At 48.6% G+C, this 22,964-nt stretch carries 18 protein-coding genes; all 18 read right to left on the bottom strand.

The features are described from left to right. Positions 1 to 33 precede the first annotated feature (33 nt). Positions 34 to 1,119, bottom strand: a complete 1,086-nt coding sequence (locus HPT30_RS15915) for a TetR/AcrR family transcriptional regulator (protein WP_175372332.1) — start codon at positions 1,117 to 1,119, stop codon at positions 34 to 36. Positions 1,120 to 1,155: 36 nt separating this feature from the next. Beyond that, positions 1,156 to 1,665, bottom strand: coding sequence for an NADPH-dependent FMN reductase (locus tag HPT30_RS15920; protein ID WP_175372333.1), 510 nt, complete (start codon positions 1,663 to 1,665; stop codon positions 1,156 to 1,158). A 13-nt stretch (positions 1,666 to 1,678) separates the two neighbouring features. Then, positions 1,679 to 2,167, bottom strand: coding sequence for a flavin reductase family protein (locus HPT30_RS15925; protein WP_175372334.1), 489 nt, complete (start codon positions 2,165 to 2,167; stop codon positions 1,679 to 1,681). 56 nt (positions 2,168 to 2,223) lie between these two features. Next, entirely contained in the window at positions 2,224 to 3,561 is a 1,338-nt protein-coding gene (locus HPT30_RS15930; protein ID WP_217622404.1) for a zinc-binding metallopeptidase family protein, read from the bottom strand. Positions 3,562 to 3,563: 2 nt separating this feature from the next. Next, positions 3,564 to 4,172, bottom strand: coding sequence for a cysteine hydrolase family protein (locus HPT30_RS15935; protein WP_175372335.1), 609 nt, complete (start codon positions 4,170 to 4,172; stop codon positions 3,564 to 3,566). Then, the gene (locus HPT30_RS15940; RefSeq protein ID WP_175372336.1) at positions 4,169 to 5,245 is read right to left on the bottom strand and encodes an LLM class flavin-dependent oxidoreductase; all 1,077 of its coding nucleotides are present in this window, start codon (positions 5,243 to 5,245) and stop codon (positions 4,169 to 4,171) included. Before HPT30_RS15940 ends, HPT30_RS15935 begins: the two co-directional genes overlap by 4 nt. Before the next feature lie 28 nt (positions 5,246 to 5,273). Then, positions 5,274 to 6,416, bottom strand: coding sequence for an ABC transporter substrate-binding protein (locus HPT30_RS15945; RefSeq protein WP_175372337.1), 1,143 nt, complete (start codon positions 6,414 to 6,416; stop codon positions 5,274 to 5,276). A gap of 55 nt (positions 6,417 to 6,471) precedes the next feature. Further along, positions 6,472 to 7,323, bottom strand: coding sequence for an ABC transporter permease (locus HPT30_RS15950; RefSeq protein WP_175372338.1), 852 nt, complete (start codon positions 7,321 to 7,323; stop codon positions 6,472 to 6,474). A 62-nt stretch (positions 7,324 to 7,385) separates the two neighbouring features. Beyond that, a complete protein-coding gene (locus HPT30_RS15955) occupies positions 7,386 to 8,162 on the bottom strand; it encodes an ABC transporter ATP-binding protein (RefSeq protein ID WP_175372339.1) in 777 nt (258 codons plus the stop codon). A gap of 430 nt (positions 8,163 to 8,592) precedes the next feature. Continuing rightward, on the bottom strand, positions 8,593 to 11,115 hold the full coding sequence (locus HPT30_RS15960; RefSeq protein WP_246317155.1) for a carbohydrate-binding protein: 2,523 nt from the start codon (positions 11,113 to 11,115) through the stop codon (positions 8,593 to 8,595). A gap of 500 nt (positions 11,116 to 11,615) precedes the next feature. Further along, positions 11,616 to 12,623: a carbohydrate ABC transporter permease gene (locus tag HPT30_RS15965; RefSeq protein WP_246317157.1), complete on the bottom strand. Its 1,008-nt coding sequence runs from the start codon at positions 12,621 to 12,623 to the stop codon at positions 11,616 to 11,618. An 18-nt stretch (positions 12,624 to 12,641) separates the two neighbouring features. After that, positions 12,642 to 13,547 (bottom strand): carbohydrate ABC transporter permease, encoded by a 906-nt coding sequence (locus HPT30_RS15970; protein WP_175372340.1) that lies wholly within the window; start codon positions 13,545 to 13,547, stop codon positions 12,642 to 12,644. After that, a complete protein-coding gene (locus HPT30_RS15975; RefSeq protein WP_175372341.1) occupies positions 13,544 to 16,096 on the bottom strand; it encodes a DUF5696 domain-containing protein in 2,553 nt (850 codons plus the stop codon). The genes HPT30_RS15970 and HPT30_RS15975 overlap by 4 nt, the downstream gene beginning before the upstream one ends. A gap of 17 nt (positions 16,097 to 16,113) precedes the next feature. Continuing rightward, positions 16,114 to 16,740 carry a Yip1 family protein gene (locus HPT30_RS15980; RefSeq protein WP_312876342.1) on the bottom strand — a complete coding sequence of 209 codons (627 nt, stop codon included), beginning with the start codon at positions 16,738 to 16,740 and terminating at the stop codon, positions 16,114 to 16,116. Continuing rightward, entirely contained in the window at positions 16,724 to 18,178 is a 1,455-nt protein-coding gene (locus HPT30_RS15985; RefSeq protein WP_175372342.1) for an NHL repeat-containing protein, read from the bottom strand. The genes HPT30_RS15980 and HPT30_RS15985 overlap by 17 nt, the downstream gene beginning before the upstream one ends. Before the next feature lie 16 nt (positions 18,179 to 18,194). Continuing rightward, positions 18,195 to 19,070 (bottom strand): carbohydrate ABC transporter permease, encoded by an 876-nt coding sequence (locus HPT30_RS15990; protein WP_312876343.1) that lies wholly within the window; start codon positions 19,068 to 19,070, stop codon positions 18,195 to 18,197. 4 nt (positions 19,071 to 19,074) lie between these two features. Further along, positions 19,075 to 19,947 (bottom strand): carbohydrate ABC transporter permease, encoded by an 873-nt coding sequence (locus tag HPT30_RS15995; protein WP_175372422.1) that lies wholly within the window; start codon positions 19,945 to 19,947, stop codon positions 19,075 to 19,077. Positions 19,948 to 20,064: 117 nt separating this feature from the next. Then, positions 20,065 to 22,959 (bottom strand): extracellular solute-binding protein, encoded by a 2,895-nt coding sequence (locus HPT30_RS16000; RefSeq protein WP_175372343.1) that lies wholly within the window; start codon positions 22,957 to 22,959, stop codon positions 20,065 to 20,067. Positions 22,960 to 22,964: the final 5 nt, after the last annotated feature.

Consider the following 22,964-nt stretch of genomic DNA (forward strand, 5'->3'; position numbering starts at 1 on the left):
CGTCGTTCACTCCGTTTCGCTAATAAGTGGTCTCTACCCCCGCAGGCCAGCCCATTTGAGGCATCGCTTGGCATAATTCAGCGGGCTTATATCCGCTGTACGAGCTACAGCATAGGCGCCAATTCTATTGACGGCATCCTCCAACAGGCGCTGCAGTGCCTCGGATCCTGCACTTCCGCGCTCTACCCAGATACCGACAGTTACCTCTTCCACATTGGGGCTATTCTTCAAATCCTCCAACCACGAGACGATATGCGGCGGCATTTCGCCATATTGAGTGGAAGCGAATACAAACATCAGCTTCTCCTCCCGTACTCCGTTCGTGTTACGCTCCTCCTCCCACGCCAGCAATGGCTGGCGAAGTGAATCCTGTAACCAGAGGCACATATCTGCGCACTCACTGCCCTCCTTAACTGAGGCAGAACCAACACTGTAAATGAAATCACTCTCGCGCCACTTGGGGTCTGTATCCTTATTCCCTCCGCCGTATAGGGCAGGCACGACACCGTGCAGCGTCAGCCGGATCATCTGATCGGCCACCTGATCCTGCAGCGATTCCAGATCACCGTCTCCCCCTACGATTTCACGCAAGTTATCTTCCGAACGGAAGTAAAATTGGTTCATCATGCCCCAAAGCAGGAATAGCAGCGCCTTCCTATTCATTCCCGCGTCTAACGCACCGTCCTGCTGCCAATCGTGAATCATCTCTGTGTGCTTCAAGAAATCCTCATACCAGGTAGAGGAGGCATATTTAGTGAACAAGTCACCCTCTTCCATCGCTTCCCAATGGAATATTCTATACAGATTCGGAATTTGGCACTTGAGACGGAATTGCGCGCGAATGTAAGTTGCCAGAAATTCCGGCGCGTTCATCCCACTCCAGGATAGTTTATTAACGTACTCCTCCCACTGCCGGAACAGACTGACGAGCACTGCCTCATATAGCTTTTCCTTCGATTCGAAGTAATAATGGATGAGCGCCTGATTAACTTCAGCCTTAACGGCGATCTCACTTATACGCGTTCCCGCAAAGCCGCAAGCGGAAAAAACCTCCTCCGCAGCTAATAAAATGCGTTCCTGAACGTTTGTTTTGGTTTCTGCCGGACCTGGTCCAATCATTCCCTTTCCTCCTTTCCAATTTATTAAAGTATATCTTCAAACCCAGTTCAGCAGCCACTTATCGTTCTGTGACACCCATTCTTTCGCGATTGTCCCGAAATCATCCAACTGAGAGTCTATCACGTACACACCCTTTGTTGGGCAGGAAGCCCCCAGTTCAACGAGCAGCGGCCTCAGGTGAAGCTCGACAGCCAGACTGTGATGCGGAGCCGCTCCCACGAGCAGAGGAATAGCTAACTTACCAGCCAACGCATCCGGAGGCAGTTGATCCGCAAACAGCTTCAGCAGCCCTGTATAGGTAGCCTTATACGTAGGACTAGCGAATACAACAGCTTGTGCACGGGCAATACGCTCATTCAGTTCAGCTGCCGCTGGGTCTCCCCATGATAGAAGTGAGCCCGCATGTGGCGCCAAATCGATCACATCATAAGTCACATGAAGTGATGCATCCTCGGCATACTCGGCGATCGCTTCCGCAAGGCGGAGCGAGATTGTATAGGTCTTTGAAAACGGTTTCGGATTACCAACGATGACCGCGATATGCATATATGAACCCTCCTTAGATCTCCAGCGCCTGCAGCGCTCTGTACTTGCCCTGGTAAAATAATAAGGGGCTTGATTGCGTTTCCGGCTCGTATAGGAACTCGCCCTGTCCAACCAGAATCAGATGGTCGCCTCCGTCCAGCGTATCTGCCAGACTGCATTCGACTGAAGCGAGGCAGCTACCAAGTACAGGCAGCCCCAGTTCACCCTCACGATAGTCAACCTCATCGAATTTGTCGGTCTCGCTCTTTCGGGCGAAGCGCCGGGATACCTCCTCCTGCGTATCGGCCAGAAAGTTAACTGCGAATTTCCGCGCTGCAAGCAGGCTAACGAGCGTGCTGCTTCCCTTATCTAAGCAGATAAGGAGCAAAGGCGGCTCCAGCGACAGAGATGTGAATGCATTGGCTGTCATCCCTATCGGTCGTCCCGCTTCATCGAGCGTTGTAATCACCGTAACTCCCGTCGCGAACTTCCCCATGATGCCTCTCCATGCAATACCTTCCATTCCTTATCCCTCCCCATAAATCGAAACAAAATTACAATCATTCACTGATATTGTGGCTATCCTTGGCTGTTGCACACCTGCCAGGCGGTTACAGCATAGACGACGGCTGCATCAACCATATCCTGCAGGCTCGGTTGGAACCGGGTCGGGCCATACGTCGCCGACGGAATGTTGTACATGTTAAACACGTTATGATCCCGCCACATACTAGAATATACCGGGTGCGCGATCGGCGCCGCTCCGCGTCCGCCTGCTTCACCCGCTGCGGCCAACGCGCTGCGCAGAGGGTCGATCCGCGCTGCGTCTGCTTCAAAACCTTGGCGATAGACTATCGGCTGAACAGCGCTGTCATAGCCGCCGCGCTTCAGTAACGCCTCCAGTTCGCGCTGCACATCCGCAATGGTCTGAGCAGGAGTTAGGTTTACTTCAATATAGAGCGAGCAGACTTCACTTCCTCCGCCAAAGATGTGAGGATCACCGCCGCGAATGGCTGAGATCTGCACCTTGGGGACGGCTGTGCCGCCTAGCGAGCGGTACGTATGCCGCGTTTCGTAGTCTGCAGCCCAGAGCTGCAAGTCCCCGATAAGCGGCGCAACACGTACAAGTGCGCTGGGATGATCCTTCAATTCACCCGGATGCTCCAGCAGTGGCGTGAACACATCTTCTCCATAGACATCGATGCGGAAGAGCGCATGGCCGCAGCTTACCCAAGAGATGCCAAAGTCAGTGCCTTCAGCCGCAATCGCGTAGTCCGGTGCAACACCACCATGTGTCATCATATAGTGCGCACCGATCTCCTTGCCGAGATACTGTGTACCCTTGAACTCCTCTACATGCTCAGGGCCGATCTCCGCCGGACAAGCGGTCAGATACAGATGCCCCGCCAGAGGAAGACCTGCTAGCTTCAACGCTTTGGCTGCTATAAGAAAGCATGCCATCGGCCCCCGGTCATTCTCCACCGGATGCCCGGAGAAGCGCCCCTCGACTAGTGAGGCCGTCGTCCAACCCGGATCATCGATTGTACCACCCGGGCGGTATTTCCACTGATCGCGCCAATTATACTGCGGCGCTTCTGTATCCAGATGGCTCGTAAACAGCAAATTCCTGCCTGCCTCCGGTGCTTCTCCACCGAATCTGCCGACGACACTGAACCGATCCTCGACCATACCAACACGACTCGGAGCGAAGCCTTCCCGCTCCATCCAGGCGAATACATAGTCACCCGCTTCTTTCTCATAACCCGCCAAACTACGAATGTTACACAATTCCAGGATAAGTGAGGTTAGCTCTTCAGTGTCGATATGACGCCGGACGAGCGCTTCAATTTCGGCGATTCGCCCTGCATCTGCGCCGGCCTCATCCTCCCTGCTCATGAAATTCCGATGTTCCGACATGCTTATACCTCCCCTCTATCTACCCACTCTGCCAGCAGCGTTTCCGTGTCGATCAACGTAGCGAAGTTCAATGCCATCGCACGCAATGAATAAAGATGAAGTTCTTCCTCGTAAGCCGCACACGCGTCACTGACAACAAAAGCCTCGTAATCTCGCATGAATGCGTCGCGTACGGTCGACTCTACACAACACTCGGTCGTTACACCTGTCGCGTACACAATCCCGATCTCCTTCTCCTGTAGCACCTCATCGAGATTCGTCCCGACAAAGCCGCTATACCGTGTCTTCGAGACAACCGTATCGCCCGGTTCAGGGAAGAGGCGATAATAATCCGCCCCCGGCTCCCCTTTACGGCATACAGCCGCTGCCACCAACGGATCGATGCCCTGTCTCTCGTACCATCTCAGCATTGCGGGCGAGTCCAGCTCCGGCGCTGTTTCAAGCCTGACAAAGATAACGTCGACTCCAGCGCGACGGGCTGCACCGATCAGGAGATCAATCCTGTCCACCGTTCCATCTATTGTGGACAAGTCCGCGCCGAATGCCGTTACCGCACCGTCCGGTGCGCAGAAGTCACGCTGCACATCGATAATCAGCAGAGCCGCCTTCATTGTTCCCCCTTGCGCAACAGCGGCAGTACGTTCTCCCCGAAATAGCGCACATCTTCGGTATAGTCCGAGAACGTCAGCATCATGCCGTCGATACCCGTATGCTCAATGATGTTACGAACTTGCGCAGCGAGTGCCTCCGCATTACCAACGAGCATTTCATTCATGAATACGTTTTTGGCACGCGCTTGCATTACATTCTCGCGGCCATCCGGATCCATTCCGTAGCTGCGCAGCAGCCCTTTTATCGCCTCAATATCAGCACCATCTTGAAAATGCTTCAGCTTGGCCTCTGCTTCCTCTTGCGTATTTGCCGGAAGCACTCCGAACATCGAGTACGTCTTGATTGTCTTCCCCCGCTCTGCGGCCATCTCCTTGGCGCGTCTCGATAAGGCCGCCAACTCGTCAAGATCACGGCCGCCGATGAAGCAGGCATCACCTTCCTCGATGGTAAAGCCGATACCTTTCTCTGATTGGCCTGCACAGATGATCGGCGGACGAGGCGACTGCTGCAACGGCTTAGGGTTAGACTCGCAGTCGATCAGTTCGAAGTATTCCCCCTTATGATTGACGCGCTCCTCCGTCCACAGCTTCTTCACGACCTGCATCCATTCACGGGCCAGGTCATAGCGGGCATCATGATCCAGATGCTCCGGCCATGTCCCCATCTGTCTGAATTCTCCCGCATACGAGCCAGATACAACGTTCATACCGACCCGTCCGCCGCTGATTTGATCCAGTGTCGCGAACATTTTGGCAGCGACGGCCGGATGATAGAGGAGCGTATGCACCGTAGCGAACACCTTAACCCGGGAGGTCGCCTCCGCCAGGCCCGCCATCATCGTCATCGACTCAAGTGAAGTGCCCCAGTGATTTGTCGTACCTCCATAACCTCTCCACTTCGCCATCGACATAATGAAGTCAAAGCCGGTCTCCTCTGCGATCACAGCAGCTGCGCGATTGAGTAAATAACTGCCGTCTGGACGCGGTTCGGATTCCGATATAATCCACCCTCCATTAGTAATAGGTAAGAAAATACCAAAGTCCACACTGTTATAATCAATACCTTTTGTCATATTCGTATCCTCCTGCAGCTGGTGTCTATTATTTGTTTGGCCAGATTAGATTAGTTCCGTCGTAAATGGAATTGAGATACTGGTTGTCCATAACATCTGTAACAGCTAGCGTCTTCGTCAGCACGCCTGCGTTCTTCAGCATGTCGATCTCATTCTGCCACTGTGTGTCCGTTTGCCATCCCACTCCGTGTTTCGGGTCTTGTGCATCCTTAACAATTTTGCTTTCAACTGTCCAGCGATTAGTCTCGGAGGCCAGATCGTACCCTGATTGTGAACGCTTCTTCAACATATCGAGTGCTTGTTCACTATTAGCAAGCGCCCATTCATGGGCTTTAGCAACGGCACGGAGAAAATCCGTAACTGTATCCGGATGCTCCTTGGCGAACTCGTCATTAGCTACGATGACGCCAAATGATGTCTTAGCACCGTAGTCTCCAGGATCAATCAGATTTACCTTGAACCCCTTGCTCTCCATAATATGGGGTTCGTTAGACTTGTAGACAGTGAGCGCGGCGACCTTGCCAGAACTCAGTACGCTCGGATCGTAACCGACAGAGACGCCTTTAACCGAGGCCGGATCAATCCCTTCATTTTTGAACATGGCTACATAGTTTGGCGGCAACGCCCCGTGGTACCCGATCGTTTTACCCACCAGATCCTGTGGTTTCGTGATGCCCGAGTCAGCCATAACCATCAGCGCGTTGTTCCCTTTGGCACCGAAGGTAGCAATCCCTTTAATACCAGCACCACTAGCAACAGACTGGATAACAAGGCTAGGGGCGCCTGCGCTGGCGATCTGTATCTTATCCGCAGCAAGGAACTTCATCCCCTCGGAATCAAGGCCACCTTGAATCTCAACATCGATGCCCAAATCCTTAAAGTATCCGAGTTCATCCGCAACAACGACTTCCAGATCAGGCGGCGAGGCCCCGAAATAAAATCCCGTCATATACCTAACTTTCCCTGCCTTCTCGTTGGACGCCTTACGTGCTGCCCAATCCGATTCTGCTGAAGCAGGTGCCGACGCGATTGCGGTAGGCGATGCTGCTGACGAAGAAGAGGAGCTGCTGGAATTGCCAGAATTGCCTCCGCAGCCCGCGAGTACCATCGCGAACAACGTTAGCAGTGCACCTGCCGAACTTACCTTTGAAAAGACCTTATTCTTTGCCATATTCCAGACCTCCATATCTATTGTTATCGATTACTCGGTGATGCTGTACGTCAGGTTACCCTTTGGACTGTTCAGAGCTATGCCATGAAAGCACCCTGCGTTCGACCAAACGGACGAGATTCGTCAGTATAATCCCCATTAGTGCGAGCAGTAGGATCGAAGCGAACACCTGATTCATCTGCATGTTATTACTCGACAGCATTACCAGATTGCCTAACCCTTCCGTCGATCCGCTCCATTCACCAACGACCGCCCCCATTACACTCAGACTAACGCAGGTGCGGGCAGCGGAGAACAGATAGGGCAGACTGTTCGGCAGCCGTAGCTTCAAGAAAATCTCCATCTTGCTGGCGTGAAGCGACTTCATATATTCATAGTTGTTAGCATCAACGGAGCGGAAGCCTGTGATCGAGTTGACCAGCATCGGGAAAAAGGTGACGATTGCCGCGATTAGCACCTTGGGCAACGCCCCGAAACCAAACCAAATCATGAGTAGTGGCGCGATCGCCGAGATCGGTGTCACATTGGCGAGCACGGCTAGCGGGAGCAACGAGCGCTCAATCAAACGCGAGTGTGCCATAATAATCCCGCCCGTTAGCGCCAGAACAGAGCCGAGGAGGAATCCTCCAATCGCCTCGTACAGCGTTGTCCAAGCGTGAGGCAAGTAGAAGGAAAGGTGTCCAAACAGTTCTGAAAGCACCGAGCTTGGTGCGGGTAGCGTTAGCGCATTAAGACCGATCAGACGGACCAGCGCCTCCCAGACAAGGAAGAAGCCGATGAAGGCAACCGTCGGTGGTGCCGACGACGACAAGGCCCGACGCGTTTTCGCAAACTTTTTGGAAGGTACGGACGACGGATCAAACGTAATTCCAGACTCCCTATTGGCATTCAATTTAATATCCATCATCGTTGCACCTGCTCCTTTTGCGTTTAGTCTCGATGTGTTTTGCTTGCCTGCGACCCCCATAGTCAATCCCACCTTTCCTGTAACAAAGCACGGATTTGATGAACATAGTCATGAAAAATAGGATCATTCTCTTCCATCTTCGTTCGAGGATGCGGCAGATTAATGTCGACAATCTCGGTTATTCGCCCGGGACGGCTCGACATGACAACAACTTTGTCTGATAGAAATACAGCTTCACGGATGTTATGCGTAACAAACACAACGGTTTTCTGATGCTTCTCCCAAATACTCATCAACTGGTGACTGATCTTCTCTCTTGTGATTTCATCAAGTGCGGAGAAGGGCTCATCCATAAGCAGGATCGGCGCACCACTCGCGAACGCCCTCGCAATGCCTACACGTTGCTGCATGCCGCCCGATAGCTCCTTCGGATATGCGTTGGTGAAGTCGCCGAGACCAACTGCCCGCAGCAATTCTGTCTCATCTTCGCGGTTGCTCTCATAAGCTGCGCCGCCTTTGCGGTTCACTTCCTGCGGCAGCTGCATATTCTCAATAATCGTGCGCCAAGGAAACAAAGCGGGCGCCTGAGGGACAAATCCGAACACTTTCGATGCCTGTGCCTCTAGCGGGGTCATTCCACCGATGCTCACCTTTCCAGCATCAGCGGTCTCCAGTCCGCCTATGATACGCAGCAGCGTTGATTTCCCGCATCCGCTCGGCCCAATCAGACTGACAAATGTGCCGCTGTCCAGCTCCAAATTGATGTTACGTAAGGCTTCAGTCCACTGACCTTTGCGCGAAAACCTCTTGGACAAGCTCTCCACCAATATGACCGACATCTTTCTCTCCCCCAACTCTTTTTTTAATTTTTTAATTAAATTATTTGATGAGTTGATTAACTTTGAATACAATTTAGCACGAACATAAAATCACGTCAATATACATGACACATATAATTTAATTTTATCGAGTAATAATACATTAATAATCTTTTTATACATATTTTATATTTAAAACCCCTCTTATGTGTTATTTTATCTAACATATACATAACTTATTGATGAAACAAACTTCATTTGGCCATCTACTTGTACAAAAGAGAAAGAAATAACCCGAGGTAATAATTTTGATTAGAAATCGTGCGCTTGATTTTTTAATTAAATAATAAATGATGAAGACGTTTAGTACGGCTCATACCGGGAGCACAAAAAAAGAGCTGACTGGACAATGTCCAATCAGCTCTTGAATCTCAATACTTGTAGTCAGCCTTTAATTTGAAGCCAGTTTGTACAGCACGGATTGTCTTCCACTCAGCGTGAGCGTAAGCTTACCATTTTCAGATTGAACCGGCTTATTAGTCCACAGATCAAGGATGCTGACATTCGCCGGAACCCCTGCACGACCAAGATCGATGATCTTCTCTGCAGATTCCTTGCTGTAATTGAACACAGCCAAATAGTAAGCACCCTGATCTTCCAAGACAAACGTATCTGAAGCAGTGGTTCCCGTATTGCCCTCCACGTTACGGAAAGCCTTGCCTTTAATCGCCAATTCGTTCACCCGCGGATTGGTCAGCAGTTTCTTCATCAGCTTCTGTGCTTCCGCGCTCTGCACATCATCCGAATTCAGATAGACCGTTCCCGAAATGACCGACGCATTGACCCGGGTTTGTGCCCCCTCGAAGGTCTCACCCTTAGTCAGTGTCATGTAGTCGGGATCGGTATAATGATAGATCGTCCCGTTCTGCCACCAGCCATACGTCTGACTGTTCAGTTGATATTCCGTAGAGGAAATCGAGCCGTCAATATCACAGGAGATTCTACGGCTGTGGGCATATTGGCTCGGGAAGATCGGTGCAATAGAAGCACTGACGAACATCGTGTCCCCAAGCTGATTCAGCAAGTAGGACATTCCCTCGTTGTATGCCTGTATCCCTGTCGTGATATTTTTATCATAGAAATCGCCTTCCATCGAAGCATGGGTGAGAAAGTCGAGCTTAATGAACTGATAACCACGTGCTTTAAAACGGGCAATATCATAATCCATCTTCATCTTCGTACCCGGGTGAGTAGGATCAAGGGCGATTCCATTACCATACGGAACGAGCTTCCCTTCACCATCCTTGAGTATGATATCACCATAAGTGTATTTCCCCTCTGTTCCTTCCACTACAGCAATCATATTCTTACCCCAATATACAAATGGTGTATGGTATGTTCCAGGAATCTGTCCGTTCTTGCGGATTTTCACCACAGCATCATCAAGCTGCTCATCCGACAGGTTATCCCAGAAGGAATCCATATTCATAAATACAGCGCCATTATTATTAAAGGAAGCATTCTGAATATGGTCATGGAAAAAGTTAGAGGCTGCCATCAGATTATCATACGACAGATGTTCAGCATACGCTCCCCAGCTATTCCAGCCAACAGGAACCCCCTGCGGAATATTCGGGCCGAAGGAGAGCGGAGGCGCTACTACTGCATTCGCGCGGCCATAAGCTTCCATACCGTCACGGTAATCGGTGTAGAAACCGACGAAAATTTGCGGCGACTTAAGTGTCTTTCCTTTAATCGCACCATGTGGCAAGCTGTCATAGGTGACTTTTTTGGAAGTAAAACCACCGAATACCTTAAGCTGATCCAGACGATTATCTGCACCGCTCCAGTGAATGCCTGTCTTCCATGTATCATGAGTTATCGATCCGACAATCAGACCATTACGGCTGGCATTATCAAAGATCGCCGTCACTTCAGAGCTAATATTACTATTCGTGTTCAAGTGTGTATTCATCGACTTGGAATCATAACGTGCCCAAGCATCATTATCGAACGGCACGATAAGCACCCGGTTATCACTATACTGTCCAAGATCGACCCCGCCAGCAGTCTCCAGCACCACAGGAGCCATCTCATTCGTACTTAACTCGCTATTGCCAGTCACTTCTTCAGCTTTGATAAAGTAGTTAGTCTTCTCGTACACATAATAGATTTGATCAAGACTCGGTTGCCCTTGCTTCTCATTACGGACAATGAGCTTGATTCCTTTGCCGTGTCCATCCTGAATCTGTTCTACCTGATCAGTTAGCAAAGTGTGCGAATCATACTCATTACTGTAGACCAGATCCTCATTCAGCTTGAAACTGCTGTATACCCCCTTGGCGATCACCTTGCTATCCCAGGCGTATGACGATAATCCGGTTGTCGTATTATAAAGCAATTGGTAAGTACCGCTATCCACTGTAAATCCAGAGCTATGCTGCGATACCGTAATATTTCCAACCTTCAAAGTCGTCGCCAGCTCACCAATATTCGCAGAATCGCCCCACTGGAACGCCGGATTCTGTCCAGCATTAACGCTATCAGGCGCCTTCTTAATCACAATTCGATCCAAATTGGGAGAGTACCAATCACCGTCAGAGAATAGCAGAACATTGCTGCCACCGTTCAGTTCGATCTCAAAATCAAAGCTGCCTACTGAATCCCAGTCGTCTTTCACAACTTCCGGAAAGTCAATCTTCTCCGAATCCTTGTCATTCACCTTAATATAAAAAGAGCGTGGATCACCCGATACATAGTAAGCGGTTACAATGTACTTCCCAGCCTCCGCGACTTCTACATCATTGAACTGAATTGAACTACCTTCGAAAAGACCTCCTACCTGTTTACCATCAGAACACTGTGCGCAATCAGCGATTTGTGTATGCGGTCCTTTCAAAATGTTCCGCGAATCATTAGCTTGGAATTCATATAGAGTGGATGCTGGCGGCTCAGCTGCATTCGCGGCCGGCAATTCTTCAGCTTGCTGCCCCTGTACTACCGTATCTTTCGCTGACGACTCTATAGACTTTTCCTCCCCTCGGAGACTGCTAAGCCATACAAAAACAACAACTCCTCCAATGATAAGAAGCAGAGCGGCAAGTATTAGCTTCCTGTTCTTAATCAGCTTACATCACTCTCCCGCCTATTTTGTATAACATGAACAAGGGCGCAAGAAGCAATCAACCTTCTTGCGCCCTATTCAGATTGAGGCTATATATGACGAACTTAAGATCTTCACGTAAAGCTCGATCGTCACTACGGTGGAATGTTTGGACTTCCGGTCGCTGTTGTCCCCAGATTTATTTTGATTCAAACCACTTCTAGCGGTTGAAATCTGGGGACAGCTTAGGCTTCCGATGCTAGCTTTCCTACGGAAAGCTTTCAGGCGAATGCTTCGCTCCTACAGTTCCAAACTTCCCCCTTCGTTCCTTCTCGCTTTTGTTACTTTCTTCTGTTCATCTTAGCTAGCGATTAACCCACCAGACCACTGCGTTCCATACTTTCTACAAAGTGACGCTGTACGAACAAGTACATAATAATGAGCGGCAGAATCGCCATCAATACCGCAGTATTACGAATCATGGATGCATACAGCGGGTCCATACCAAGAGAAGTTTCCGTATATCTCAGGTAGAACATGATCTGTCCCCACGCGCCAGATACCATGGAAGACATCACACCTGTCTCATTCAGGACCATCCCGGTGAAGAAGGAGTCGTTCCATTGCCATACGAAGGAGAACAGCATGACGGTCACCAGGGCCGGAATGGCATTCGGCAAAATAATCCGCATAAAGGTACCGAAGGTGCCTGATCCATCCACCCAAGCTGCTTCCTCCAAATCCTTAGGAATCCCTCTAAAGAACTGACGGAAAATGTAAACAAATAGTCCTGTCTTCAGGCCCATTCCTAGAATAGAGGAAATAAAGAACGGCCAGTAAGTATCGATGAGATTCAAGGGTTTACCCGTTAAGAAGGTAATGATGCCTAGAATATCAAAGTTTTTATAAGTCAAATAGGTTGGAATCATAATCGTCTGTGGCGGCACTAGAATCGTAAAGATCACGCAGCCGAACAACAAACCGCTACCCCGGAACTTCATTCTTGAGAACCCATAACCGGCAAGCACACATGACAAGGTCTGGCACACCATGACCAGAATAGACAATAGCGATGTGTTGAGCAGAACCTTCGGATAATTCAGCGATTCGCTAACTAACAGAAAGTTTCTTAACGTGAAGTGCTTAGGAATCCAGACTACACTGGCATCATACAGATCAACAGGATCTTTGATCGCAATCATGACCTTAATCAGAATCGGATACAAGATGATAAAGGAAATGCCGGCAAGAAGAACACTTCGCACAAAAACCCAGAGCCAATTTTTCACATGATTAACCCAAAAACTTGAATGAGACATGCGCTCCAAGGAAGAAGGTAGCACATGCGCCGCCTTTTCTCTAATACTTTCAGCTTTCATAGCAGGCTCCCTCCTAACTTAGTCGTGGTAGAATACTTTCCTGGAAATGAGCATTGTAATTAGCCATAAGAAGAGCGAGATTACGACAAAATAGATCCAAGCCATTGCTGCACTAAGTCCAAATTGATAGGACTTGAAGGCCGTATCCCGAATTTGCTGGGTCGTCGGGCTTGTAAGCAAGTTATCAATGATAGAATAAACCACATTCGTCAAAATCAACGGGCTGATCATCGGAAACGTAATTTTCCAGAATGACTCGTACCCGGTTGCACCCTCAATTTTGGAGGCTTCATACAGCGAGCCGGAAATGGATTGCAAGCCTGCTACGAAAATAAGAATCTGCACTCCAGAGGCCGTAATGATCTGATAGATCCGGTTGACCGCCCCGACCAGGTATTGAACGATCTGGTAATTGACACCTGAGTTTAATAGCAGCTTGGCGAGCTCCAGATTACGGAACAGCGCAAACTCACCACTTGACGTCTGACTTGCACTTTTGATGATTCCCTGAGTATAATCGCCGTTTTCAACAGCCGCGATGACGCCAGAGGCCAGAATAACCGGCAAGAAGAATATGGCGCGAACGAGGCCTCTTCCTTTAAACTTCTGATTCAACAGCACCGCTGCAAACAAACTGAAAATAACAATTAGCGGTACATTGATGGCCATGTTCGCCATGGATTCAGTCAACGTTCGTACATAATGCTCATCTTGAAACAAAGCATTCTTAAAATTAGCCCAACCTACAGATTGAATAGAAAATCCATTATCGTTCACCTTCAGTGTACTGAAGCTATAGCGCAGCGAATTAATAAGCGGCACAAGGAACAATAACAGGAATCCGGCAAACCAGGGGAGAATAAACCATACTCCTTTATACTTTTGCCGCTGGTGCAGCGTTAGCCCGACTCTAGGTTGCTTCAATTGCGCTCGCCTCCCATAAGGTATCCCATCGCCTCAACAGCAGCGCCACCTACATTGACCGGATAATCATTATAGTTGACTACTATTGATGTTCCATCCTCATAGGTGGTTTGATAGACACCTTTTTCTAGCATTTGATGATCCTTTATAATCTGAGTCCGTACTTTACTCAGCACATTGTTTATTTCGGCATACGTCGACTTGGCCTCATCCATCCAATTTTGATAGCTCGCAGAATACAGATAGTCGAACCCGGTTTCCTTAACCAGTGATGGTTTCTCATAGAACCAAGTAAAGTACAGCCCAGAGCCCGTCTCCAGTGATTTCAGAACATGATAACGAGTATCCTGCTCATCCGAGAGATTGAGCGCTTCTCCTGCATAATCGATGTACCCATGCAGCGCCATCTCATAGAAAGGCACACTCTGATCAGTAAGGTTATAGCCGCTGTTCGCAAGCGGTGCATTAACGACACTGTCTACATAAGGAAGAGTGTATGCGTTACCACCCGATACCATCATATTTGGATAAGTGTGCAGCTTCGCAAGCTGTTCTTCTACTGCCTTCTTACTCTCTTCCCTGGTAAGGACATTCTTCGTATTAAAGTCGGAATTCAGTTCATCTCCCATATCATGCAGAGACAACCCCTTCTGCCCAAGCTTGTTGTACTGATTCATAAATTTATCCACTACTACAGGCAGCCTTGCAGGAGAGAGCGGATAGGTCGGTTCCAAATACGTAAGTTTGTAGTAACTAGCTAAATCGTAAGGATGGACCGTTGCTACTACGCCATTCATCGTACGTGACGCATCTCTTTTCGGTTTGAAATCCCCTTTATCCTGAAGCACTCTCATGAAGGATACATCGGGATACAGCGTAATTCCGTTGCGATCCGCAAAGTCCTGTAGTTCCGCAAGTCCTTTTTTTCCACCCAGCTTGCTATCCACGGATACTGAGGATGGGATTTTATGATTCAGCCCGCCATTGAACCATCCCGTGTAGCGGACTTTAATATTGTGGATACCATCACCCTGAAGCTGATTAAGAATGTCCTGTGCCTGACTGAACGTGGTAAGCGGCTGATAAGAGCTATACGGAATGCCCAGGAAAAATTTCCTCGTTGGAATTCCACCAATTAATTCTACATTGAACGGAATTTGCTCCTGCTCATGCAGCTTCTCAAGCCCGTGCTTCTTAATTAAGTACGAACGGTAGTAGGAAGCCATCCCACTATAGCTCGCTTCTTTTTCTTGCAAAAATCCGTAACGAACCGTGATATCACCGTTATACGGTCTATCCTGGAATTTAGGAACCGACTGCTGCATCCAGAATCCTGTCAGTGCAAGCGGATCAGAATCAGTGATCTCATAACTGCTGAACACATAATTGTACGAATTCGCCCGTCCGCTTACATCGGCTTCAATGCGTCCGATTCCGTCCCCATTCTCTACGATGGCTACGAAGGCTGCATCATTCTTTTTCATACCGAACACCGGCAAACGAGCTGTTTCTCCGCCCAGCACCTGCTTTTTCGGCAAGCTAACTGAATCCGCTCCATATAGAGGCACATTATAGCCATAGGCAGTTAGCTTATTGTTATTAAGATGAATGAGTGAACCCGAGCCGTCAGGTACGAACATGTAGCCCTGATCCTTGGTACCGGCAGCGCCGAAGTAAGGCAGCACAGAAATGGAGTGCAGGAAGAAACCTTTGTTTTGAATATTCTCAGCCGATACATTCACTACAAGCTGATCATCCTCAAGTCGATAAGTAACCGGAATCACGAATGAAGCCTGGCTGACCACATCACTATTCTTACGGTCTATCTCCATCTCTTCTTCGCCATATCCGATTTCCTCTAGCGTACGCAGTGTCTTGGTCAGCGCCATTCCTTTCAAGGCAGTATCCCGCCGCTCGTAGAGCTTACTATTCTCATCCAAGTTGAATCTGCTGAGGACATCTTTTTTCTTCTTCTCATCCTTGATCTTATCCAGGATCAGTGTTTGGAAGCGTTCTTCACTAATAAACTTTGGAATCTGCTCTACACCGCGCAGCTTTTCGCCAATGGTATACAGAATTTTAAGGCCGTCACCTAGCTTCTCAATTTCAAATTGCTCGTACTCCACACTCTGATTGAAATTGTTATATTGCTGCGGCTTGCCTGTTTTATCCGAGAAATTCAGCAGCAATTGGCTGGATAACATGGATTTATTCATCCCAGACGCTTTACTGTCCGTATCCCGGTCCTGCGGGTTCGAGAACCAGACAGTGCCATCCTTCTTATTGCTGACAGCAATCTCTGTCGTCTTGGGACTATAGTAAAGTGCCAATGCTTCGTTCTCGGCAGCCAGCGTCATTGACGCTACAGCCGATGCCGCCGCACCTGAAGAATGAACCGCCTCTTCTGAGTAATCACTTTGTGTTACCGGCGCATCCAGGGAATTGGGCGCAGCAGCAACATTTCCAGCTTGCCCGATTGGCCCGCTTCCAGCAGTTACTAAGCTGATTACAACTGCCGCAGCGACTGCCGCTCTCCATTTGTTTTTCACGTCTGCCAGCCTCCTTCCTAGATGCGGTATGAAATCTCATTATAGATGGATACCACGAAACCGATCATTTCCTGAAGCAGACTGAAGAATAACAGCCCCAGGAACATGATAATGCCCATAACCACCAAGGTTAGTAGCATTGTGACAATGGTCTTCAGAACTGTATATTGATGTACTGTCATTGTGCCGATAAACAGCAGCCAGACAAACCATAGTACAGATAGTGAATCTATCATGTAGTAGAAGGCCGATTCACGCGTAGTAATGATGTTACTGATTAGCACATTCCCGAATCTCATCAAGATCAGCGGAAGCAGCGCATAGCCAGTGGCCATCACAATGTCCTTGAATTTCCCTTCACCGTCCATGAGTGTCGTCAAAGACCAGTTCGCTACGCACCATAGAAAGAATGGCAGAACAATATATTGCAGTTCATTAATGCTATTTAGATCATAGGGATAATTAAAGTTAACAACAAAACCTGCGTACTGCCGCAGCAATATAGTCGCCACCGTCAGCAATAGCAGCATGGACAGAGCAACGCGCAGTCTGCCCTTATTCTCATACTTCAAATCCCAGAACCCTTGAAAAGGATGAAGCAGTACATAAAACGGGGTTTTGGTCATCTCACGTAACATCCGCATTCACCTTCCCTCTCGCCCTTCTTCTTAAGAAGCTGAAGCCCACCAGGGCTACACCCAGGACGATCACGATGGTCATCCCTGTCCCAAAGTATTCACGTACTATCTCTTTGCGATATTTACCGAATGCCTTAGAGTAGTACTCCCTGTCATAACCAAGTTTCAAATATTCCAGTGCCTGCTTGTTCTCTCCTTGGCGAAGCATCACCTTACCAATACCGACATAAGCGATCTCATTGTTGGAGTCCAGCTTAAGCAGATCCTTCCACTTCTGTTCCGCCTCATCGTACTTGCCGGAGAACAGCAGATGATTCGCTTCATTAATTAATGCACCATAACGGGTCGGCTTGAATACGCTGATTCGATTCATCGCCTTATCCAGCACCAGGAAATCATCCCCTCTACGCTCTAAAGCAACAGGGGTACGGAACGTGCCTTCCTGCTCGCCCATACGACCAAAAATGTACAATAGATTTCCGTCCTGGTCATAGGTAAATACACGCCCCTTTCGGGAATCAAGCGCACTATATACCCCATTCTCACCGACTTTGACATCGATCAAGAGTGAACTTTCACTAGATCCCATGGAATAGATGTCTCCTCTTGGGAACCAATAGCCTTGACGCCGCAAGACATCTTCTCCAACCGGGTTCAGCCGCTTAATCGGATCGCTAGAGGTCAGCTCAGATGTCGTCGTATACAAAAAGCCTTCACTGTCCAGATCCACATTATTGAACTCCAGCGGAACAAATTGTTCCAGCTTGCTGCGTTGCTCTTTGGTCGACATTTTCTTCCAAAAGTAGTCCCATGCATCAAACTTCACTCGGTTCGTCCCCATAAAACCAGTGAAGTTTCCTTCTGCATCAAGCTCGATAATTCCATCGAAGACCCCTCTGCCGACAACATAGATCCGGCCCGCATGATCTACAGAAACCTTGATCGGGTAATATTCGAAGCCAGCGCGGATGACATCAGACTTCGGAGCTCCAATGTCGCGTACAAAGTCTCCTTCTCCTGTCAGCTCCACAACTCTGCGGTTTTCAGTGTCGGCAATATAGATATGATTGTGCTTTGTAACATAGATTCCTTGCGGACTATTGAACTTCTCATTCTTCCCATCCCGCACAAAGCCGCGAATCTCCCGAACAACCCGCCAATCTTGATCAAAGACGACAATTCGTCCGTTCCCTGCATCCAGTACATAAAGCAAGCCGTCCTCAGCAACATACATATCGCTCGGTTCTAAAAGCTTGCCAATGCCTTGCTCGGTGCCATCAATCGTGCCTGCCGGAGTGTAAGCATTAGGGGTACTCACACTATCTCCCCAGTAAGAGTAGCTGTACCCCTCATAGGGAGCAGCTCCCGCTTGAAGCGGTGATGCCAATAAGCTTACTGTTGTTAAGACAAGCACTACTTTGCTAATTGACTTAATAAGCTTCATTTTCGTTCCTCCCGTGCTATTCCTTCATTCCGGAAGATGCCATCGTCTGAATGATCTGGCTCTGAGTGATGACGAACAACGCCATCGGAACGCTCATCAATAGCAGAGCTACCGCTGCTGCTATACCTGCCCGGGCAATACCACCTTGAATAATTTGTCCCATCGCATAGTGCATCGTCTTAAGCTCTTCGCTATAGATAAAGCTGCCGCCGTCGGTGGCCCATAGCATCTGGAACAACAAAATAATGAGCGTGAACCATGCTGGCTTAACCAGCGGCATAACAATCGTCCAGAACACGCGGTACTCACTCGCACCGTCAATTTTGGCGGATTCAATCAAGGCCATCGGAATCTGCTCAATGAACTGCTTCATCAGATAGAGTCCGAGCGGGAAGGCAAATGCCGGCACAATGATCGCCCAGTACGTGTCAATCCATCCCAGCCAGGACATCGTCATATAGTTCGGGATCGCCGTCACCTGCGAGGAGAACATAAGCGATAGAACAACGATAGAGAACAATGTCTTGGAGCCGATAAAATTATACTTTGCCAGCGGATAGGCTGCTGCTGAAGCAAGGATAACGTGCCCCACTGTACCGACCAGGGTGATGAACACCGTATTGAAAATGTAGCGTGAAAAAGGAACCCACGATTTGGCCATCAGATGGAACAAATCAGGAAAGTTATTAAAGGTAGGGTTCCGCACAAAAATCTTAGGCGGAAACAGAAATAGCTCATCGAGCGGCTTGAACGCATTATTGATCGCATAAATCAGTGGAATGGCCATAAAGGCACCGAACAGGCCTAGAAGAAGGAATAAGAAAAGGTCCACCTGCCACGAGCGGTTAATTCTCTTCTCCCCGCTCAATCTGAATTTAAGTGCTAGTCTCACTGACCTATTCACCCACCCTTCTAAGCATCTTCTGAATCACTAGGTTGGAGCACAGCATAATACCAAACAACACTGTGGCAATCGCTGAGGCATAACCCATCTCAAATCGAATCGTACCGTAGTCAATCAAGTGGGTAACAATGGTATGGGCGGAATACTGCACACTTGGGAATCCCGCCAAGTTCATCGCTACGTCTGCCACCGCAAAGGATGCCGTGATTTGAATAACCGCCCCGAACATCAGCTGTGGCCGCATAGAAGGCAGCGTGATATACCATAGCTCCTGCCACCGGTTGCGAATACCGTCCATCGCTCCCGCCTCGAACAAAGTCTTATCAACAGTTTGCAGACCGGCAATGAACGCCAGAAAGCTCGTTCCGAGACTTAGCCATAGCTGAACAATAATAATGATCATCAGCGTATACTTCGGATTCTGGAACCATAGGATCGGTTCATTAATAAAACCGGTTCTCATCAGGAAACCGTTTACAATACCGTACGAATCTCCAGAGAACATAATCTGCCATACGAAATAGATATTCCCGGAAATCGAAGGCGCATAGAAAACAAGGGTCATAAAGGCCCGTACCTTTGGCCTGAGCTCATTGATTAACCAGGCAAATACGAAACAGGCAATATAACTGATCGGACCCGTAATCACTGCGAAGATCAACGTATTTTTTAGAGCGATCAGAAAAATATCATCGTCTAGTAGCAACCTTGTATAATTGCTCCAGCCTGCCCAGCGTGGAAACTCCAGCATATTGAAGTACGTAAGGCTGATCAGCATGGACATGACAACCGGAAGCACAGTGAAAATGAAGAACAGCAGCATATATGGAGCAATCAACACGTATAGATGCTTGTCATTTTTCATTCGCTTCAAATTAAACCGGAGTTTACTATGCTTGGTGCTCACGCCTTTCTGAGGCGAAGGCTCACCCGCGGATGCCGGTAAAGTATTGGTTTGCTGCAACTTAGATCACCTCGGTCTCTACTTCAGATTGATTTCTGTTTGCTTAAACTCGATCTCACGATTGATCTCTTCCACGTAATCATAGAGAGCGTCTCTCGTGTTCGTCTTATTGTTAATGACTTCTCTAAAAGCATTATCAAGGTTACGACCCGTGTAGTATCCGCCAGGCACCTCAGGAACGCCCTTCACCCAATCCCACTGCTCTTTCAGGTTCTGGAGATCCTTACTTGGCCATGGCAATTCTTCCATAGCTTCCACATTCGCGGTTGGATAACGAGCTGCTGCTCCCATGAGCCCCTCCATCTCCCGGCCAAAGCGTACCTGTGTTTCCTTACTGGTCCACCATTTGATGAATTCCCAGGCTGCTTCTTTGTCCTTCGTTTGCTCCATCATAATGACAGCCGAGCCACCGCTTGATACGTCCCGCTTAATGCTGCCGTCTTTCTGTTCAAGTCCAGGAACAACCGTAAAGTCCCACAGTCCTCTAATCTCTGGAGCGGATACCGCCAGCGTGTTGTAGAATGTGTAATCCGAAATCGCAACTGGAATCTCACCTGTCCGGAAACGAGTCGTTAGATCGAACTGAAGCGGGAACTTATAGTTCACGAAAAAGTCAGTCCATTGGCGGAAAGCCTGCATAGACGGTTCAGAATCCAGGGCACTTCTAGTGCCATCGTTGTTATAGAACTCGCCGCCTTGCTGATACAACAGCATCGCAAAGGCTTTGCTCGGTTCAAGTGTGGATACCCCAACAGTCTGAGCAAGCGGCAACGCCAAATCCATATGGTGCTTCTTGAGCACAGGGATGATCTCATACATATCTTCCCACGTCTGTGGAGCTTTCAAGTTAAGCTCACTCAGAATATCCTTGCGATAGAACAGCATCGGGAAAACCTGCTGCTCTGGCAAACCGAATACAGCATCATGGAATTTGTACGGGGTAATCGCACTCTCCCGGAATCGCTTGGCAACCTCTTCGTAATCGTTGAACTGAGTCAGATCCACAATGGCATTCCGCATCCCATAGTTGACTGGGATATCATTAGAAATCTGCATCGCTACATCAGGTCCTTGTCCTGATAGGGTAGCAGGCATAAGGACAGAAGGATTGACTAGTCGCAAATTCACGCTAATTCCTGTTTGCTCTGTAAATGTATCATCAGTCATCGCTTTAATTACCTGCGCCTGGTCACGTCCGGTTCCTACCCAAACCGTTACTGCCCGTTCATTCTCACTCGTATTTCCCATGCTGTTATAGTCCGTAAAGAACGAGCTAAATAAGTTCGTTACCTCATGCTTGGCTTTGCTAGCAAAGGATGCAGCCGCCTTAGGCATCTTCTGCTCAGGGGAAGCGAGAACGATATAGTCAATTTCGAGTGGTTGCTCTCTAACCTGCAGAACCCAGGTTCCCAGACCACCAACATTGATTTTGAAAGATTCCAGACGATTCTGCAGTGTCTCTGGATGCTTAGCCAAGTCCTCAAGCTGATAGGCCATTTTCGTCAAAATTGCCACCTGATCGCTTTTCTCACCCGTGATTTCGTTCAATTGATGAGATACACCTGTTAGAATTTCACTGTGTTTCTCAAAGACAGCAATCATCTCTGGAATTTTCTGCTCCAGATTGTAATCCCGGAACGGATCCGGCACACTACCCGTAATCATCAAGATTTTGCGATAAATGGAATTAAGCTCTAGAATACTACTCTGTACCTGACGGATCAGTGGTGCAACTGAACCAAGGCTGACCGCGAGCTTCAACTCATGACTTCCTTTAGTTAAATAGAACTGATACGGCTCCTGCTCGTTGCCGAGCGTAGTCATCTTCCAGTCACTTGAGTAATTGAAAGGAATCTCCCGCACTTCATCAAAAGGAATTTCACCGTCGATATACAGGGTTCTAGTAGAGTACACCCCGCGCAAAAACTCCTGTCTGCTCTTGATGCCAAGTTTGTAAAGTCCATCCTCCGGCACTTCAATCCGCCAAGTAATGGAATCACCCGGCATACGCCAGTTATTGCCGCCTATTGTATTCATGCGAATCTTTGAAATGGACTTTGGTTCCGTACTTGGACTGGAACGATCTGTGATCGGGTACAATGTTGGTGCAGATTTGAGAATCGCATCCTCACCCTGTACCTTCACTTGTTGGCCCTTCACTTCTTGCAGTCCCAGCTTCTGATAACGCTCCTTCATCTCTTCATAATTAGGCAGCTTATCGAACTGACCGATCTTGATCTCGCCGATCACCATCGGCTCTTTGATAGAGTTAAGCGTAATTGTGTGTTTACCAGCTGACAGATAAAAAGCATACGGCTTCTCATAAAAGCCCTCTGCATCCCGGAAAGGAATTTCCTGCCATCCAGTAGCCTCAATTTGACGAGGGCGGATATCATTTCCTTGGTTATCCTGCTCGATCTGCGGCTTCTCGTTCATCCACAGCCTTGGGAAGATAAAGCTTCTTGCACCAGCGAACGGAAGCTTCCCGTCAATCAGAAGTTCTCTCTCGATAGAGGACGATCTGCCTTCGAGCGTGTAGTAACGAAGAGACATATTATACAGTCCATCTTCAGGAACATTGACCTCCCATGAAATCGAACCCGTATCATAACTCTCTACGAACGACCCTTCCTCATCTCCGGCTGAACTAACCTTCTTCGGTTCTGAGCCATCGAATTTCACGTAATCCCCACCATGAATTACGATATCTTGTACCGGTCTGCTGACATTCTTATGCTCCTGTAAGTAGCTGTCATAGCTATCCATTTGAAACGCTTCCACAACTTCCGATTGTCCTGTCTTGCTATCCCCTGCCGCATGAATCTGTTGTCCGTGATCTGTCCCTCCCTTCATGGGAATGACAGCCGTACACAGGATGGTAAATGCAACAGCGACGCGCAACATCTTAGGCATATTCA

This window comes from Paenibacillus agri (genome assembly GCF_013359945.1).
GTDB lineage: Bacteria > Bacillota > Bacilli > Paenibacillales > Paenibacillaceae > Paenibacillus_AQ > Paenibacillus_AQ agri.

Bases quoted from the DNA above. Each gene is read 5' to 3' on its own strand.
- HPT30_RS15920 (WP_175372333.1), bottom strand. From the start codon at position 1,665: ATGCATATCGCGGTCATCGTTGGTAATCCGAAACCGTTTTCAAAGACC.
- HPT30_RS16000 (WP_175372343.1), bottom strand. From the start codon at position 22,959: ATGCCTAAGATGTTGCGCGTCGCTGTTGCATTTACCATCCTGTGTACG.
- HPT30_RS15965 (WP_246317157.1), bottom strand. From the start codon at position 12,623: ATGAAAGCTGAAAGTATTAGAGAAAAGGCGGCGCATGTGCTACCTTCT.
- HPT30_RS15980 (WP_312876342.1), bottom strand. From the start codon at position 16,740: ATGCGGATGTTACGTGAGATGACCAAAACCCCGTTTTATGTACTGCTT.
- HPT30_RS15995 (WP_175372422.1), bottom strand. From the start codon at position 19,947: ATGAAAAATGACAAGCATCTATACGTGTTGATTGCTCCATATATGCTG.
- HPT30_RS15985 (WP_175372342.1), bottom strand. From the start codon at position 18,178: ATGAAGCTTATTAAGTCAATTAGCAAAGTAGTGCTTGTCTTAACAACA.
- HPT30_RS15915 (WP_175372332.1), bottom strand. From the start codon at position 1,119: ATGATTGGACCAGGTCCGGCAGAAACCAAAACAAACGTTCAGGAACGC.
- HPT30_RS15950 (WP_175372338.1), bottom strand. From the start codon at position 7,323: ATGATGGATATTAAATTGAATGCCAATAGGGAGTCTGGAATTACGTTT.
- HPT30_RS15930 (WP_217622404.1), bottom strand. From the start codon at position 3,561: ATGTCGGAACATCGGAATTTCATGAGCAGGGAGGATGAGGCCGGCGCA.
- HPT30_RS15935 (WP_175372335.1), bottom strand. From the start codon at position 4,172: ATGAAGGCGGCTCTGCTGATTATCGATGTGCAGCGTGACTTCTGCGCA.
- HPT30_RS15940 (WP_175372336.1), bottom strand. From the start codon at position 5,245: ATGACAAAAGGTATTGATTATAACAGTGTGGACTTTGGTATTTTCTTA.
- HPT30_RS15945 (WP_175372337.1), bottom strand. From the start codon at position 6,416: ATGGCAAAGAATAAGGTCTTTTCAAAGGTAAGTTCGGCAGGTGCACTG.
- HPT30_RS15925 (WP_175372334.1), bottom strand. From the start codon at position 2,167: ATGGAAGGTATTGCATGGAGAGGCATCATGGGGAAGTTCGCGACGGGA.
- HPT30_RS15955 (WP_175372339.1), bottom strand. From the start codon at position 8,162: ATGTCGGTCATATTGGTGGAGAGCTTGTCCAAGAGGTTTTCGCGCAAA.